A 13,727-nucleotide genomic window follows, 5' to 3' on the forward strand; every position below is an offset into this window, starting at 1 on the left:
AACCTAGGAGGCCCGGTAGATCTTGAGCGCCTGGGTGATCATCGGCACCTGCAGCGGCAGCCGGGCGATCGCCAACGCCCGCATCGGCCACGGCTTGTCCCACCACAGCCGCACCATGTTGACGTTGCCGGGGAACACCGCGAGATACAGCGCGACGGCGGCCAGCGCGCCGGCCTTGCGGGTCTTCGGCGCGGCGAGCGCGGCGGCCACGCCGAGTTCGGCCACTCCCGAGGCGTAGGTGTAGAACCGCGGGCTGCCGGGAAGTTCGGCCGGGACGATGCTGTCGAACGGCTTGGGTGCGACGAAGTGCAGCACACCGATGCCGGTCAGCAGCGCCGCCATCCGGGCAGCGAGCGTCGACGCGGCGTTGCGCCGCCCTGCGGCTGAGGGAGGGGTCATGATTACATTGTGCTGGTGCGGCAGTCCCATCCGGTGACGGACCCTCGTGGCTAAAGGACGTCTGCGGCGCCGGCTCGCCGCGATCGAGCAGGATCTCACCACGCAGCCCGATGCGGCGCTGACCGATGTGCTCCGCATCCCCGAACCGTTCGTCAGCCCGACCCAGCGCATCATCCGGCGCATCATCTACGCGGCGAGCGCGCTCTTCGCGGCCGTGATCATCGTGTATCTCGACCGGCACGGTTACCGCGACATCGAGAGCAGTCCCGAGGCCAGCGATCCGCTGTCGTTCCTGGACTGCGTGTACTACGCGACGGTGTCGCTGTCGACGACGGGCTACGGCGACATCACCCCGGTCACCGAATCGGCCCGCCTGGTCAACGTGCTGGTGATCACGCCGCTGCGGGTCGCGTTCCTGATCGTGCTGATCGGTACCACGGTCGAGACGCTGACCAGCCAGTCGCGCCAGGCGTTGAAGATCCAGCGATGGAGGAGCAGAGTGCGCAACCACACCGTCGTCATCGGCTACGGCACCAAGGGCCGCACCGCGGTCGCGGCCATGGTCGGCGACGAGGTCCACCCGGCCGACATCGTCGTCGTCGACGAGAACGCCGCGGCGCTCGAACGCGCGCGCGGCGCCGGTCTGGTCACCGTGCACGGCGACGCGACGAAGTCCGAGGTGCTTCGCCTGGCGAGCGCGCAGCACGCCAAGTCGATCATCGTCGCGACCGACAACGACGCGAGCGCGGTGCTGGTCACGCTGACCGCCCGCGAACTGGCGCCGAAGGCGAAGATCATCGCGGCGGCCCGCGAGGCCGAGAACCAGCACCTGCTGCGGCAGTCCGGCGCCGACAACACCGTGGTGTCATCGGAGACCGCGGGCCGGCTGCTCGGCATCGCCACCCAGACCCCGAGCGTCGTGGAGATGATGGAGGACCTGCTGACCCCCGACGCCGGCTTCGCGATCGCCGAACGAGAGGTCACGCCGAAGGAGGTGGGCGGTTCGCCGCGCCACCTGCACGACATCGTGCTGGGAGTGGTGCGCGACGGCGGGCTGGTCCGCGTGGACGCCCCCGAGGTCGACGCCCTGGAGGCCGGCGACCGCCTGCTCTACATCCGCAGCGCCGACGCCGAACGATGAGCGCCTTCGAAGCGCTGCGCAATATCCCGCTGCTCTCCCGGGTGGGCGCCGACCGCGCCGACGCGCTGCGCACCGACCTCGACGCGGCCGCCGCCGGCTGGCCCGATGCCCTGCTGCTGCGGGTGGACCACCGCAACCAGGTGCTCGTCTCCGGTGGCCGGGCGGTGCTCGGCCGCGCCGCCGCGCTGGGCGACGCCCCACCCACCGGCGCGGTGTTCCTCGGCCGGCTCGACGACGGCCGCCACGTGTGGGGTGCGCGGGCCGACCTGGAGCCGCCCGAGGACGGCGCCGAGGCGGAGGTGCTCGACCTGCGCCGGGCCGGCCAGATCTTCGACGACACCAGCGCGCAGCTGGTCGCGACCGCCACCGCCCTGCTCAACTGGCACGACCGCGCCCGGTTCAGCCCGGTCGACGGCGCGCCGACGAAGCCGATCAAGGCGGGCTGGTCGCGGGTCGACCCGGTCACCGGGCATGAGGAGTTCCCGCGTATCGACCCGGCCGTGATCTGTCTGGTGCACGACGGCCACGACCGCGCGGTGCTCGCCCGTCAGACCGTGTGGCCCGAGCGGCTGTTCTCGATCCTGGCCGGCTTCGTCGAAGCGGGGGAGTCGTTCGAATCCTGTGTGGTGCGCGAGATCGCCGAGGAGGTCGGCCTGACCGTCACCGATGTGCGGTACCTCGGCAGCCAGCCGTGGCCGTTCCCGCGCTCGCTGATGGTCGGCTTCCACGCCGTCGCCGACCCGGAGCAGCCGTTCACGTTCAACGACGGGGAGATCGCCGAGGCGGCGTGGTTCACCCGCGCCGAGATCCGCGAGGCGCTCGAGGTCGGCGACTGGAACAGTCAGTCCCCGTCCCGGCTCCTGCTGCCGGGCTCCATCTCGATCGCCCGCGAGATCATCGAATCCTGGGCGGCGCTGGACTAGCGGCGCCGGTAGAGATCAGCGGCCGAGTTTGGCCTTGACGTCCTTGATGCTCGGGTTCGTCAACGCCGAGCCGTCGGGGAACTTCACCGTCGGCACCGTCTGATTGCCGCCGTTGACCGACATCACGAAGTCCGCCGCGGCGGGATCGCGTTCGATGTCGACCTCGGTCCAGGCGATGCCCTCGGCCTTCAGCGCCTTCTTGAGCCGGACGCAGTAGCCGCACCACGTGGTGGTGTACATGGTCAGTTCCGCGGTGTCAGCAGCACTCATAAGACCTGCAACGTATCCGATGGCCGCGACATGCCCGACACGGACCGGGCGCTTGTCGGACGTGCCTGCCAAGATGGGTCGCATGTCGGTCGAGGTCCCCACCTCGTCGCGGGAGCGGCTGCTTGCCGACCTCGACGAGGAGCAGCGCGAGGCCGTCCTCGCGCCGCGCGGCCCGGTCTGCGTCCTGGCCGGCGCCGGCACCGGCAAGACCCGCACCATCACCCGCCGCATCGCCCACCTCGTCGCGGCCGGTCACGTCGCCCCCGGGCAGGTCCTCGCGGTCACCTTCACCTCGCGCGCCGCGGGGGAGATGCGCGGCCGCCTACGCGCGCTCGATCAGGAGGCCGGCGGCGTCGGCACCGGCTCGGTGCAGGCCATGACGTTCCACGCCGCCGCCCGCCGGCAGCTGCGCTACTTCTGGCCGCGGGTGGTCGGGGACACCAGCTGGCAACTGCTCGACAGCAAGTTCGCCGTCGTCGCCCAGGCCGCCAACCGGGCCCGCGTCCAGGCCTCCACCGACGACGTCCGCGACCTCGCCGGCGAGATCGAATGGGCGAAGGCGTCGCTGATCAGTCCCGAGGCCTACGGCGCCGCGGTCGCCCAGGCCGGCCGCGACATCCCGATGGACGCCGCCAAGGTGGCCGCGGTCTACGCCGGCTACGAGAAGCTCAAGGCCCGCAACGACGGCACCACGCTGCTCGACTTCGACGATCTGCTGCTGCACACCGCCGCTGCCATCGAGAACGACGCGGCGGTGGCCACCGAGTTCCGGGACCGCTACCGCTGTTTCGTCGTCGACGAGTACCAGGACGTCACGCCGCTGCAGCAGCGTGTGCTCGACGCGTGGCTGGGCCCGAGGGACGATCTCACCGTCGTCGGCGACGCCAACCAGACCATCTACTCGTTCACCGGCGCCACCCCCCGCTACCTGCTGGACTTCTCCCGCCGGTTCCCCGACGCCGCGGTGATCCGGCTGGAACGCGATTACCGGTCCACGCCGCAGGTGGTGTCGCTGGCCAACCGGGTGATCGCGGCCGCCCGCGGGCGCATGGCGGGCAGCAAGCTGCACCTGGTGGGCCAGCGTCCGCCGGGGCCGGCGCCCACCTTCGCCGAGCACCCCGACGAGGTGGCCGAGGCCGCCGCCGTCGCCAAGGACATCGCCCGGCTGCTCGAGGCCGGCACCCCGGCCGCCGAGATCGCGGTGCTCTACCGCATCAACGCCCAGTCCGAGGTGTACGAGGAGGCGCTGACCGCCGCAGGCATCGCGTTCCAGGTCCGCGGCGGCGAAGGGTTCTTCAGCCGCCAGGAGATCCGCCAGGCATTGGTGGCGCTGCAGCGCGCCGCCGAACGTGACGTCGAGGCCGAGCTGCCCGCGGTCGTGCGGGCGGTGCTCGAACCGCTCGGGCTCGCCGAGGAGCCGCCCGCGGGCACCCGCGCACGGGAGCGCTGGGAGGCGCTGACCGCGCTGGCCGAACTCGTCGACGAGGAGGTCGCGGTGCGTCCCGGCCTCGACATGCGCGGCCTGGTCGCCGAACTGCGCCAGCGCGCCGACGCCCGGCACCCACCCGTCGTGCAGGGCGTCACGCTGGCGTCGCTGCACGCGGCCAAGGGGCTCGAGTGGGACGCGGTGTACCTGGTCGGGCTCGCCGACAACACCCTGCCGATCTCGCACGCGCTCTCGCACGGTCCGGACAGCGAACCGGTCGAAGAGGAACGCCGCCTGCTCTACGTCGGAGTCACCCGCGCCCGAGTGCATCTCACGCTGAGCTGGGCGCTGGCCCGCGCGCCCGGCGGCAGGCAGAGCCGGCGCATGTCGCGCTTCCTCAATGGCGTCGCCCCCAACTCGGGCGCCGACACCGCACCGGCGCGGCCACGCCGCCAGCGCGGCGCGACCCCGCGGTGCCGGGTGTGCAACGGCCCGCTGACCACCCCACCGTCGATCATGTTGCGGCGCTGCGAGACCTGCCCGTCCGACATCGACGAGGAGCTGCTCGCCGAGCTCAAGGACTGGCGGCTGCGCACGTCCAAGGAGCTCAGCGTCCCGGCGTACGTGGTGTTCACCGACAACACGCTGATCGCGATCGCCGAAACCCTGCCCACCGACGAGGCGGCGCTGGTGGCGATCCCGGGCATCGGCGCGCGCAAGCTCGAGCAGTACGGCGCCGACGTCCTCGCCATGGTCAGATCCCGGCGCTGACCAGAACCGCCAAACATCGCAAAGATCGCGCCAAAAGCGCTGGTCAAAAATAAGTTGTGCCGTTTCGCTGCTACGCTCTAACCTCAAGATCACACGTTGGGCGGAGAGTTCGGAAGGAGGGTGCCCTGATCATGGACAGCAATGTCGCGTTCACCGGCGTAGCCGTCGCCGGCCTGCTGCGCACCTTCCGTGCCGTCGCTCCGACCTCCGTCGCAGCGGCGCATGTCGCGTTCGCGGTTCCGGCCGACATTCCGGCGATGCCTGCTGCCGCCATTGCGGCGCAGCGCAAGCGCCGCGCCGCCACCGCCGCGACCCGCGCGTCCGTGAAGCGGGGCACCTACTAGGTAAGCCCCCCAGCCGATTGGCCACGGACCCGCAATCACCGGATCCGTGGCCAGATTACTTTCGGGACACCCCCGAGACCTGGTCGCCGATCCAGCCAAGACAGATGGCCGAGGAAACAACGACCAGGAAGCAGGAAATTCTGATGTCTCTGGGGACGACGACCCTCGAGAAGAAGGTTCTCCCGTCGGTACCGTGCCATGTCGGTGATCCCGACCTCTGGTTCGCCGAGAGCCCCGTCGACCTCGAACGCGCCAAGGCGCTGTGTGCGGACTGCCCGATCCGCCGCGCCTGCCTCGACGCAGCCTTGGAGCGGCAGGAACCGTGGGGTGTCTGGGGCGGCGAGATCCTCGAGCGCGGCACCGTCATCGCGCGCAAACGGCCGCGCGGCCGCCCGCGCAAGAACGTCGCGGACCCGGCAGCCGCCTAGCTGCCGGGTTCGCCCGGCGTCACGCCGCCGGTTCGGCGAAGCCCGGAATCAGTTCGGTGGCAAGCGATCTGGTCGGGATGTAGGCGTCGAGCTGACACGAGATCGCGACGTTGGACGCGATAACGCGCATCGGGATCGCCAGCTTGGCGGGCACGTCCATCTGGCGCACCGTTTTGATCTGCTGCACCGACCGGTCCATGTTGGCGGCGGCCATCTTCTGCAGCCACTTGCGGGTGTAGTGGAACACCTCGACCTCGAGCGGTTCGACGTACTGACGCAGCATGTCGTCGATGTCGTCGGCGGACACCTGCTGACCCTTCTGGATGAACCCGATCTTCTCCAGCGTGGGCAGCAGCTTGTCGTAGTCGTCGTTCATCGCATAGCGCACCGCCATCCCGAGTTCTTCGGGAATGCCGCCGGGCAGCGGCGCCACCGCGCCGAAGTCGATGACGCCCATCCGGCCGTCGGGCAGCAGCATGAAGTTCCCGGGATGCGCGTCGCCGTGCATCATCTCCAGCCGCCGCGGCGCGTCGTAGGTCAGCTCGAACAGACGGGTTCCCATCAGGTCGCGCTGCTTCTGGGTGCCCTCGCGGATGATGTGCGACATCGGGATGCCGTCGATCCACTCGGCGATCACGACCTTCGGCGCGCTGGCCACCACCGCGGGCACCGCGAAGTGCGGGTGGTCGCGGTAGGCCTTGGCGAACGCCCGCTGGTTGTCGGCCTCCAGCCGGTAGTCGAGCTCCATCTCGGTGCGCTCGATCAGCTCGTCGACGACGCCTTCCACGTCGGCGCCGGGGGAGAGTTGCTTGAGCACCCCGACCATGCGCTGCATGGTCTTCAGGTCCGCGCGCAGCGCCTCGTCGGCGCCCGGGTACTGGATCTTGACGGCGACCTCGCGACCGTCCGACCACACCGCCTTGTGCACCTGGCCGATGCTGGCCGAGGCGATCGGCGTGTCGTCGAAGGAGGCGAACCGCTCCCGCCACCGGGTGCCCAGCTGCGCGTCGAGCACACGGTGCACCTTCGCGGCGGGCAGGGGCGGGGCGTCTTTCTGCAGTTTCGTGAGCGCCTCGCGGTACGGCTTGCCGTACTGCTCGGGAATCGCGGCCTCCATCACCGACAGCGCCTGGCCGACCTTCATCGCACCGCCCTTGAGCTCGCCCAGGACCGTGAACAGCTGCTGGGCCGCCTTGTCCATCAGTTCGGCGTTGACCTCGTCGCGCGACTTGCCCGTCAGCCGTTTGCCGAAGCCCAGCGCGGCCCGGCCGGCCATACCGACCGGCAGGCTCGCCAGCTTCGCGTTACGGGCGGCGCGCCCGCGTTTGATGTCAGCCACCAGACCATCATCCACGACGGCGCTGAACACCAGCGAACCAACTGGCAACGACGGTTTTCAACAATCGCACCGCGGGTGCCGCGACCAGCGGCGGACCACGGTGCGGCAGGTGGCGACGTCGAACTCCAGCGTGGTGTCGGTGTTCGGCAGCACCTCGGGTGCGCCGTCCGCCGCGCCGGTGGCGCGCACCGCCCGCAGCACCCGGTCGATCTGGTCGAGCGCGAGGGCGGCGGTGGCCAGCACCGTTGGCCGGTCGGCGTTGCCGACGGTGCCGCGCAACTGGGCGGCGACCGCGGGCCAGGCCGCGTCCCGGTCGGTGCGGTGCAGGTCGGCGCACCCCAGACAGCTGGTCTGACCGGGAAAGACCAGCGGGCCGACCAGGCCGGAGCCGTCGCGGATCCGGACCGGGAGGTGCGGCACCCCGGCGGCGTGCAGGTCGCGCAGCACGCGCGGCTCGGTGGCCAGGTAGTCGGCGAGCACCACCAGATCGGTCGCCTCGGGCGGGGCGGCCGCCTTCACCGTGCGGGTGTGGCTGACCCGGGCGCCGGAACAGCGCAGGCTGGTGACCAGCAGGTCCGACAGTGGGCCGCGGCCGTGGATGCGCACGCTGGCGGTACGGCCGCCGCGGCGGGAGTCCACGCTCAACACCCCGGCCCGCGTCAGCGCCGCGATCAGGTCGGCGAGATCGCCCGGGTCCGCGGCGCCGTGCCGGTCGGCCGCGGCGCGCAGCTCGGCCATCGCCATCCCGGTCTGCAAATTCCGGAGCAGGTCGGCCAGTGCGGCCGCGGTCAGCCCCGGCGGCGGCTGCACCAGCACGGCGCGCCGCGGATTCCACCCGATCTGGACCGCGCCGTCGGGCCGTAGCAGCACCGGTAGGGCGGCGTTGAGCAGATACCGGGTCATGGGTGGACTGTGCCACGAAACCGCGCACCTGCCCGGCGGTTGTCCCAGGCCTGTGGACAACCAGCTCACCGACCTTCCGGGCGGCCTAAAATCGAGGCACTCCCAAAGGAGGTGTGTGCCATGAAGAAAATCCTCGTCACCGTGGCCACGCTCGCGGTGTCAGCCGGAATCGCACTTGTCGGAGCCGGAAACGCCCACGCCAACGATGACCCCGGCTTGTGCTGGAACGGCTGGATCTGGAGCGCCTGCGTATCAGGACCGGGCTGGGTCGACTGGAATCCGGGGCACATCTGGAATCCCGGACATGGGCCCTTCGACTGGCGTCACGGCGGCAAACACTGGTGGAAGTAGCCGAGTGTAATCAGCTCTTCGCGTCGCCTTTGCCGTCGTCGTCGGGCTCGCCGAGGTTCTTTTCCAGGTCGGCGATCGCGTCGGCGATGGCGCTGTCGATCCCGCTGGTGTCGCCGCCGACCATGCGGTCGATGAATGCGGCCGGCTCGTCGAGGTCGTCGGACGAGGGCAGAAGGTCGGGGTGCTGCCACACCCCGTCGCGGGCGTCGGCGCCGACCGCGTCGGTCAGCCGCTGCCACAGCACGGCCGCCTCCCGCAGTTTGCGGGGACGAAGTTCGAGCCCGACCAGGGTGGCGAAGGTCTGTTCGGCGGGTCCGCCGGTGGCGCGGCGGCGGCGCAGCGTCTCCGACAGCGCGCCGGTGCCCGGGATGCGGTCGCCGAGGGCGGCGGTCACGACGGTCTGCACCCAGCCCTCGATCAGCGCGAGCAGCGTCTCGAGCCGTTCCAGCGCGGCTTCCTGCTCCGGGGTGGCCTTGGGTTCGAAGATGCCCTGGTTGAGCAGCTGCTCCATCTGTGACGGGTCGGTCAGCGCGGCCGGGTTGATGCCCTGGGCCAGATCCTCGATACCGCTCATGTCGACCTTCATCCCGCGGGCGAACGCCTCGACCGCGGACAGCAACTGGCTCGCCAGCCACGGCACGTGGGTGAACAGCCGGTGATGGGCCGCCTCGCGGGCGGCCAGGAAGGTCAGGATCTCGCTGCGCGGCTGCTCCAGCCCCTCGGACAGGGTCTCGATCGCCTCGGGCATCAGCGCGGCCACACCCTTCGGGCCGAGCGGCAACCCGATGTCGGTCGAGGTCAGCACCTCGCGTGACAGCGTGCCGAGCGCCTGGCCGAGCTGGGAACCGAACGCCATGCCGCCCATCTGCGACATCATCGCCAGCAGTGGCCCGGCCATGGCCTTGGCCTCGTCGGGCAGCGCACCGGCCCACACGGTGGAGATCTGCTCGGCCACCGGGTCGCACAGCCGCTTCCAGGTCTCGAGCGTGTTGTCGAGCCAGTCGCTGGGCGTCCACGCGACGGTCCGGCTGGTGCCCGCGGGCAGCGGGGTGACGCCGTCGAGCCAGGTCTCGGCGAGCCGCACGGCGTCGGAGATCGCCGACGCGGTCTGCTCGGGCACCGGGGCGACGAATCCGATCGCGTTGGAGGCCAGCTGGCGGGCCAGGTCGTAGTTCACCGGCCCGGACTGGCGGCCGCCCATTGCGCCTGCGCCGCTGAACATCTCGCCGAGTTTGGTGAAGATCTGGCCGAGGTCGGACATGTCGAACCCGGCCCCGCCCATGCCGAACGGATCCGACGGCGAACCGCCCGAACCGGATCCCGCGTCGGGGTCCTTCTTGCGTTTGTCGCGCTCGGGGTCGTCGCCCGCAGAGAAGCCGAAGGGCAGGTCAGCCATGCCTTCAACCGTACTCACCGACCTGCGGGCGCGCGGTGGGGCCGGTCACGCTGTCAGAGAACAGGCGCGGCGCTACCTTACTGTGGGCGGCGTGAACAGGCGGATTATGACGCTGCTGGTCGCGCTGGTGCCGATCGTCGCGTTCGGTGTGCTGCTGTCGGCCGTGACGGTGCCGTTCGTCTCCCTGGGCCCCGGGCCGACGTTCAACACCCTCGGCGAGGTGGACGGCAAGGAGGTCGTCGACATCGAATCCGACGAGGTGAAGCCCACGTCGGGGCATCTGAACATGACCACGGTGTCCCAGCGCGACGGGCTGACGCTCGGGCAGGCGATGACGCTGTGGATGTCGGGCCGCGAACAGCTGGTGCCGCGGGAACTCGTCTATCCGCCCGACAAGAGCAAGGACGAGATCGACGAGGAGAACACCGCCGACTTCCGCAACTCCGAGGACGCCGCGGAGTACGCCGCGCTGTCCTACCTGAAGTACCCGCGCGCGGTGACCGTCGACAGCGTGGTCGATCCCGGCCCGTCGGCGGGCAAGCTGCGCGACGGGGACGCGATCGACGCCGTCAACGGCAAGCCGGTGGCCGACGTCGCCCAGTTCCAGGACGTCCTCAAGACCACGAAACCCGGCGATCGGCTGGTGGTCGACTACCGGCGCAAGGACGCCGAGAGCCCGGTCGGCACGGCGACCGTCGAACTGGGCAGCAACCCCGACCGCGACTACGGCTACCTCGGCATCGGCGTCATCGACGCCCCGTGGGCGCCGTTTCCGATCGAGTTCAACCTCGCCAACATCGGCGGCCCATCGGCCGGTCTGATGTTCAGCCTGGCGGTGATCGACAAACTGACCACCGGCGACCTCAACGACGGCAGGTTCGTCGCGGGCACCGGCACCATCACCCCGGACGGTGAGGTCGGCTCGATCGGCGGCATCACCCACAAGATGCTCGCCGCCCGCGAGGCCGGGGCGACGGTGTTCCTGGTGCCCGCGGACAACTGCACCGAGGCCAGATCGGACCCGCAGGACGGACTCGAGCTGGTCCGGGTCGGCACGCTCACCGACGCGGTGGACGCGCTGAACAGGATTTCCGCTGGTGGCGAACCACCCCGCTGCTGATCGAGCCGCCGGCCGGCCAATGCGTAGAGTTGTCTGCACGTCGGTGACGACGTTCCCTTCCCCGTGAGCAAGACTGGAGACATCAAGTGGCTATGCGGCCCGCGGCGAGGATGCCGAAGCTGACGCGACGAAGCCGGGTTCTGATCGGGGTCGCCCTCGCCGTGGTGGTGCTGCTGCTGATCGGGCCGCGCTTCATCGACACCTACGTCAACTGGCTGTGGTTCGGCGAGCTCGGCTACCGGTCGGTGTTCACCACGGTGCTGCTGACCCGCGTGGTGGTGTTCCTCGTCGTCTCGGTGCTGATCGGCGCGATCGTGTTCGCCGGGCTGGCGCTGGCCTATCGCAGCCGGCCGGTCTTCGTGCCGACCGCCGGACCGAACGATCCGGTGGCCCGCTACCGCACCACGGTGATGAGCCGGCTGCGCCTGTTCGGCCTGGGCATCCCGGCCTTCATCGGCATCCTGGCCGGCATCGTCGCCCAGACCTACTGGGTGCGCATCCAGCTGTTCCTGCACGGCGGCGAATTCGGCGTCACCGATCCGGAGTTCGGCCTCGACCTCGGCTTCTACGCCTTCGAGCTGCCGTTCTACCGGCTGGTCCTCAGCTACCTGTTCGTCGCGACGTTCCTGGCGTTCGTCGCGAACCTGCTCGGCCACTACCTGTTCGGCGGCATCCGGCTGTCCGGGCGCACCGGCGCGCTGTCCCGCGCGGCGCGCATCCAGCTGGTGTCGCTGGTGGGCACGCTCGTGCTGCTCAAGGCGTTCGCATACTGGCTGGACCGCTACGAGCTGCTGAGCAACACCCGCGGCGGCAAGCCGTTCACCGGTGCCGGCTACACCGACATCAACGCGGTGCTGCCGGCCAAGCTGATCCTGCTGGCCATCGCGCTGATCTGCGCGGTCGCCGTGTTCTCCGCGATCTTCCTGCGCGATCTGCGCATCCCGGCGATCGGTGTCGTGCTGCTGCTGTTGTCCTCGCTGGTGGTCGGCGCCGGGTGGCCGCTGGTCGTCGAGCAGTTCAGCGTCAAGCCGAACGCGGCGCAGAAGGAGAGCGAGTACATCGCGCGCAGCATCACCGCCACGCGCCAGGCCTACGGGCTGACCGACGAGACCGTCACCTACCGCAGCTATCCGGGTAACTCACCGACGAATGCCCAGCAGGTCGCGGCCGACCGGTCCACCACGTCGAACATTCGCGTGCTCGACCCCAACATCGTCAGCCCGGCGTTCACCCAGTTCCAGCAGGGCAAGAACTTCTACTTCTTCCCCGACCAGCTCAACATGGACCGCTACCGCGACGACAACGGCAATCTGCGCGACTACGTCGTGGCCGCGCGTGAGCTCAACCCCGACCGCCTGATCGACAACCAGCGCGACTGGATCAACCGGCACACCGTGTTCACCCACGGCAACGGCTTCATCGCCTCGCCGGCCAACACGGTGCGCGGGGTGGCCAACGACCCCAACCAGAACGGCGGCTACCCGGAGTTCCTGGCCAGCGTCGTCGGCGCCAACGGCAACGTCGTCTCGCCCGGCCCGGCCCCGCTCGACCAGCCGCGCATCTACTTCGGGCCGGTCATCGCCAACACCGCCGCCGACTACGCGATCGTCGGCGAGAACGGCGCCCCGCGCGAATACGACTACGAGACCAACACCGAGACCCGCAACTACACCTACACCGGGTCCGGTGGTGTGCCGATCGGTAACTGGCTGGCGCGCAGCGTGTTCGCGGCCAAGTTCGCCGAGCGCAACTTCCTGTTCTCCAACGTCATCGGCGAGGACAGCAAGATCCTGTTCAACCGCGACCCGGGCGACCGGGTGGAGGCGGTGGCGCCGTGGCTGACCACCGACACGGCCACGTACCCGGCGATCGTCAACAAGCGGATCGTGTGGATCGTCGACGGCTACACCACCCTGGACAACTACCCGTACTCGGAGTTGACGTCGCTGTCCTCGGCGACCGCGGACTCCAACGAGGTGGCGGTCAACCGGTTGGCGCTCAACAAGCAGGTGTCCTACATCCGCAACTCGGTGAAGGCCACCGTCGACGCCTACGACGGCACGGTGACGCTCTACGCCCAGGACGAGCAGGACCCGGTGCTGCAGGCGTGGATGAAGGTGTTCCCGGACACCATCAAGCCCAAGAGCGAGATCTCCCCGGAACTGCAGGATCACCTGCGCTACCCCGAGGATCTGTTCAAAGTGCAGCGCGCGCTGCTGGCGAAGTACCACGTCGACGATCCGGTGACGTTCTTCTCGACGTCGGACTTCTGGGACGTGCCGCTGGATCCGAACCCGACGGCCAGCAGCTTCCAGCCGCCGTACTACATCGTCGCCAAAGACCTCGCGATGGAGGACAGTTCGGCCTCCTTCCAGTTGACCAGCGCGATGAACCGGTTCCGCCGCGACTTCCTGGCGGCCTACATCAGCGCCAGTTCCGATCCGGACACCTACGGCAGGCTGACGGTGCTGACCATCCCCGGTCAGGTCAACGGTCCCAAGCTGGCCTTCAACGCGATCAGCACCGACACCACCGTCAGCCAGGACCTCGGTGTCATCGGTCGCGACAACCAGAACCGGATCCGGTGGGGCAACCTGCTCACGCTGCCGGTCGGCCAGGGCGGTCTGCTCTACGTGGCGCCGGTGTACGCGTCGCCGGGCACCAGTGACGCGGCGTCGACCTATCCCCGCATGATCCGCGTGGCGATGTTCTACAACGACCAGGTGGGGTACGGCCCGACCGTCCGCGATGCGCTGATCGACCTGTTCGGGCCCGGCGCTGACGCCACCGCGACCGGACCGGCGCCGACGAATCTGCCCGAGGGTGAGGCGCCTGCCGCGCAACCGCCGAACGGCGAGCAGCCGCCGGCCGCGCAGCCGCCGGCCAACCAGGCCGGCCGGGCGCCGGCGCCAGATC

General features: G+C 69.9%; 13 protein-coding genes. 8 read left to right on the plus strand and 5 right to left on the minus strand.

The window, feature by feature from the left end:
- Positions 1-3: 3 nt before the first annotated feature.
- On the minus strand, positions 4-399 hold the full coding sequence (locus tag E4P42_RS11575; protein ID WP_167759456.1) for a hypothetical protein: 396 nt from the start codon (positions 397-399) through the stop codon (positions 4-6).
- Positions 400-445: 46 nt separating this feature from the next.
- Between E4P42_RS11575 and E4P42_RS11580 the strand changes: the two genes are divergently transcribed.
- Together E4P42_RS11580 and nudC are read left to right on the plus strand one after the other, a co-directional pair.
- The gene (locus E4P42_RS11580; protein ID WP_135126202.1) at positions 446-1,540 is read left to right on the plus strand and encodes a TrkA family potassium uptake protein; all 1,095 of its coding nucleotides are present in this window, start codon (positions 446-448) and stop codon (positions 1,538-1,540) included.
- Positions 1,537-2,463 carry an NAD(+) diphosphatase gene (nudC, locus tag E4P42_RS11585; protein ID WP_135126203.1) on the plus strand — a complete coding sequence of 309 codons (927 nt, stop codon included), beginning with the start codon at positions 1,537-1,539 and terminating at the stop codon, positions 2,461-2,463. The genes E4P42_RS11580 and nudC overlap by 4 nt, the downstream gene beginning before the upstream one ends.
- A gap of 15 nt (positions 2,464-2,478) precedes the next feature.
- On the opposite strand, the gene mrx1 is transcribed toward nudC, so the two are convergent.
- Positions 2,479-2,733 (minus strand): mycoredoxin Mrx1, encoded by a 255-nt coding sequence (mrx1, locus tag E4P42_RS11590; RefSeq protein WP_135126204.1) that lies wholly within the window; start codon positions 2,731-2,733, stop codon positions 2,479-2,481.
- A gap of 82 nt (positions 2,734-2,815) precedes the next feature.
- Here mrx1 and E4P42_RS11595 point away from each other — a divergent pair, with 82 nt between their 5' ends.
- The 3 genes from E4P42_RS11595 (at position 2,816) to E4P42_RS11605 (ending at position 5,702) form a co-directional block, all read left to right on the plus strand.
- Positions 2,816-4,930: an ATP-dependent DNA helicase UvrD2 gene (locus E4P42_RS11595; RefSeq protein WP_209305752.1), complete on the plus strand. Its 2,115-nt coding sequence runs from the start codon at positions 2,816-2,818 to the stop codon at positions 4,928-4,930.
- A gap of 131 nt (positions 4,931-5,061) precedes the next feature.
- A complete protein-coding gene (locus E4P42_RS11600; RefSeq protein ID WP_135126205.1) occupies positions 5,062-5,274 on the plus strand; it encodes a hypothetical protein in 213 nt (70 codons plus the stop codon).
- Positions 5,275-5,417: 143 nt separating this feature from the next.
- Positions 5,418-5,702 carry a WhiB family transcriptional regulator gene (locus tag E4P42_RS11605; protein WP_135126206.1) on the plus strand — a complete coding sequence of 95 codons (285 nt, stop codon included), beginning with the start codon at positions 5,418-5,420 and terminating at the stop codon, positions 5,700-5,702.
- Positions 5,703-5,721: 19 nt separating this feature from the next.
- Here the strand turns inward: E4P42_RS11605 and E4P42_RS11610 are convergent, their stop codons facing one another.
- A complete protein-coding gene (locus tag E4P42_RS11610) occupies positions 5,722-7,056 on the minus strand; it encodes an AarF/ABC1/UbiB kinase family protein (protein ID WP_135126222.1) in 1,335 nt (444 codons plus the stop codon).
- Positions 7,057-7,098: 42 nt separating this feature from the next.
- A complete protein-coding gene (locus E4P42_RS11615) occupies positions 7,099-7,944 on the minus strand; it encodes a cyclodehydratase (RefSeq protein WP_135126207.1) in 846 nt (281 codons plus the stop codon).
- 120 nt (positions 7,945-8,064) lie between these two features.
- Here E4P42_RS11615 and E4P42_RS11620 point away from each other — a divergent pair, with 120 nt between their 5' ends.
- Positions 8,065-8,295 (plus strand): hypothetical protein, encoded by a 231-nt coding sequence (locus E4P42_RS11620; protein WP_135126208.1) that lies wholly within the window; start codon positions 8,065-8,067, stop codon positions 8,293-8,295.
- 10 nt (positions 8,296-8,305) lie between these two features.
- Here the strand turns inward: E4P42_RS11620 and E4P42_RS11625 are convergent, their stop codons facing one another.
- Positions 8,306-9,709 (minus strand): zinc-dependent metalloprotease, encoded by a 1,404-nt coding sequence (locus tag E4P42_RS11625; RefSeq protein ID WP_371287016.1) that lies wholly within the window; start codon positions 9,707-9,709, stop codon positions 8,306-8,308.
- Between the two features lie 73 nt (positions 9,710-9,782).
- Between E4P42_RS11625 and E4P42_RS11630 the strand changes: the two genes are divergently transcribed.
- Positions 9,783-10,811 (plus strand): PDZ domain-containing protein, encoded by a 1,029-nt coding sequence (locus E4P42_RS11630; RefSeq protein ID WP_167759457.1) that lies wholly within the window; start codon positions 9,783-9,785, stop codon positions 10,809-10,811.
- An 86-nt stretch (positions 10,812-10,897) separates the two neighbouring features.
- On the plus strand, positions 10,898-13,727 hold a 2,830-nt coding region (locus E4P42_RS11635; protein ID WP_135126210.1), incomplete at its 3' end, for a UPF0182 family protein.

Source organism: Mycobacterium sp. PS03-16, from assembly GCF_004570325.1.
Taxonomy (GTDB): Bacteria; Actinomycetota; Actinomycetes; order Mycobacteriales; family Mycobacteriaceae; genus Mycobacterium.

What these genes read in the sequence shown, in the direction of transcription:
- nudC (WP_135126203.1), top strand. Translation starts at nt 1,537, where the DNA reads ATGAGCGCCTTCGAAGCGCTGCGCAATATCCCGCTGCTCTCCCGGGTG.
- E4P42_RS11575 (WP_167759456.1), bottom strand. Translation starts at nt 399, where the DNA reads ATGACCCCTCCCTCAGCCGCAGGGCGGCGCAACGCCGCGTCGACGCTC.
- E4P42_RS11615 (WP_135126207.1), bottom strand. Translation starts at nt 7,944, where the DNA reads ATGACCCGGTATCTGCTCAACGCCGCCCTACCGGTGCTGCTACGGCCC.
- mrx1 (WP_135126204.1), bottom strand. Translation starts at nt 2,733, where the DNA reads ATGAGTGCTGCTGACACCGCGGAACTGACCATGTACACCACCACGTGG.
- E4P42_RS11600 (WP_135126205.1), top strand. Translation starts at nt 5,062, where the DNA reads ATGGACAGCAATGTCGCGTTCACCGGCGTAGCCGTCGCCGGCCTGCTG.
- E4P42_RS11605 (WP_135126206.1), top strand. Translation starts at nt 5,418, where the DNA reads ATGTCTCTGGGGACGACGACCCTCGAGAAGAAGGTTCTCCCGTCGGTA.
- E4P42_RS11620 (WP_135126208.1), top strand. Translation starts at nt 8,065, where the DNA reads ATGAAGAAAATCCTCGTCACCGTGGCCACGCTCGCGGTGTCAGCCGGA.
- E4P42_RS11595 (WP_209305752.1), top strand. Translation starts at nt 2,816, where the DNA reads ATGTCGGTCGAGGTCCCCACCTCGTCGCGGGAGCGGCTGCTTGCCGAC.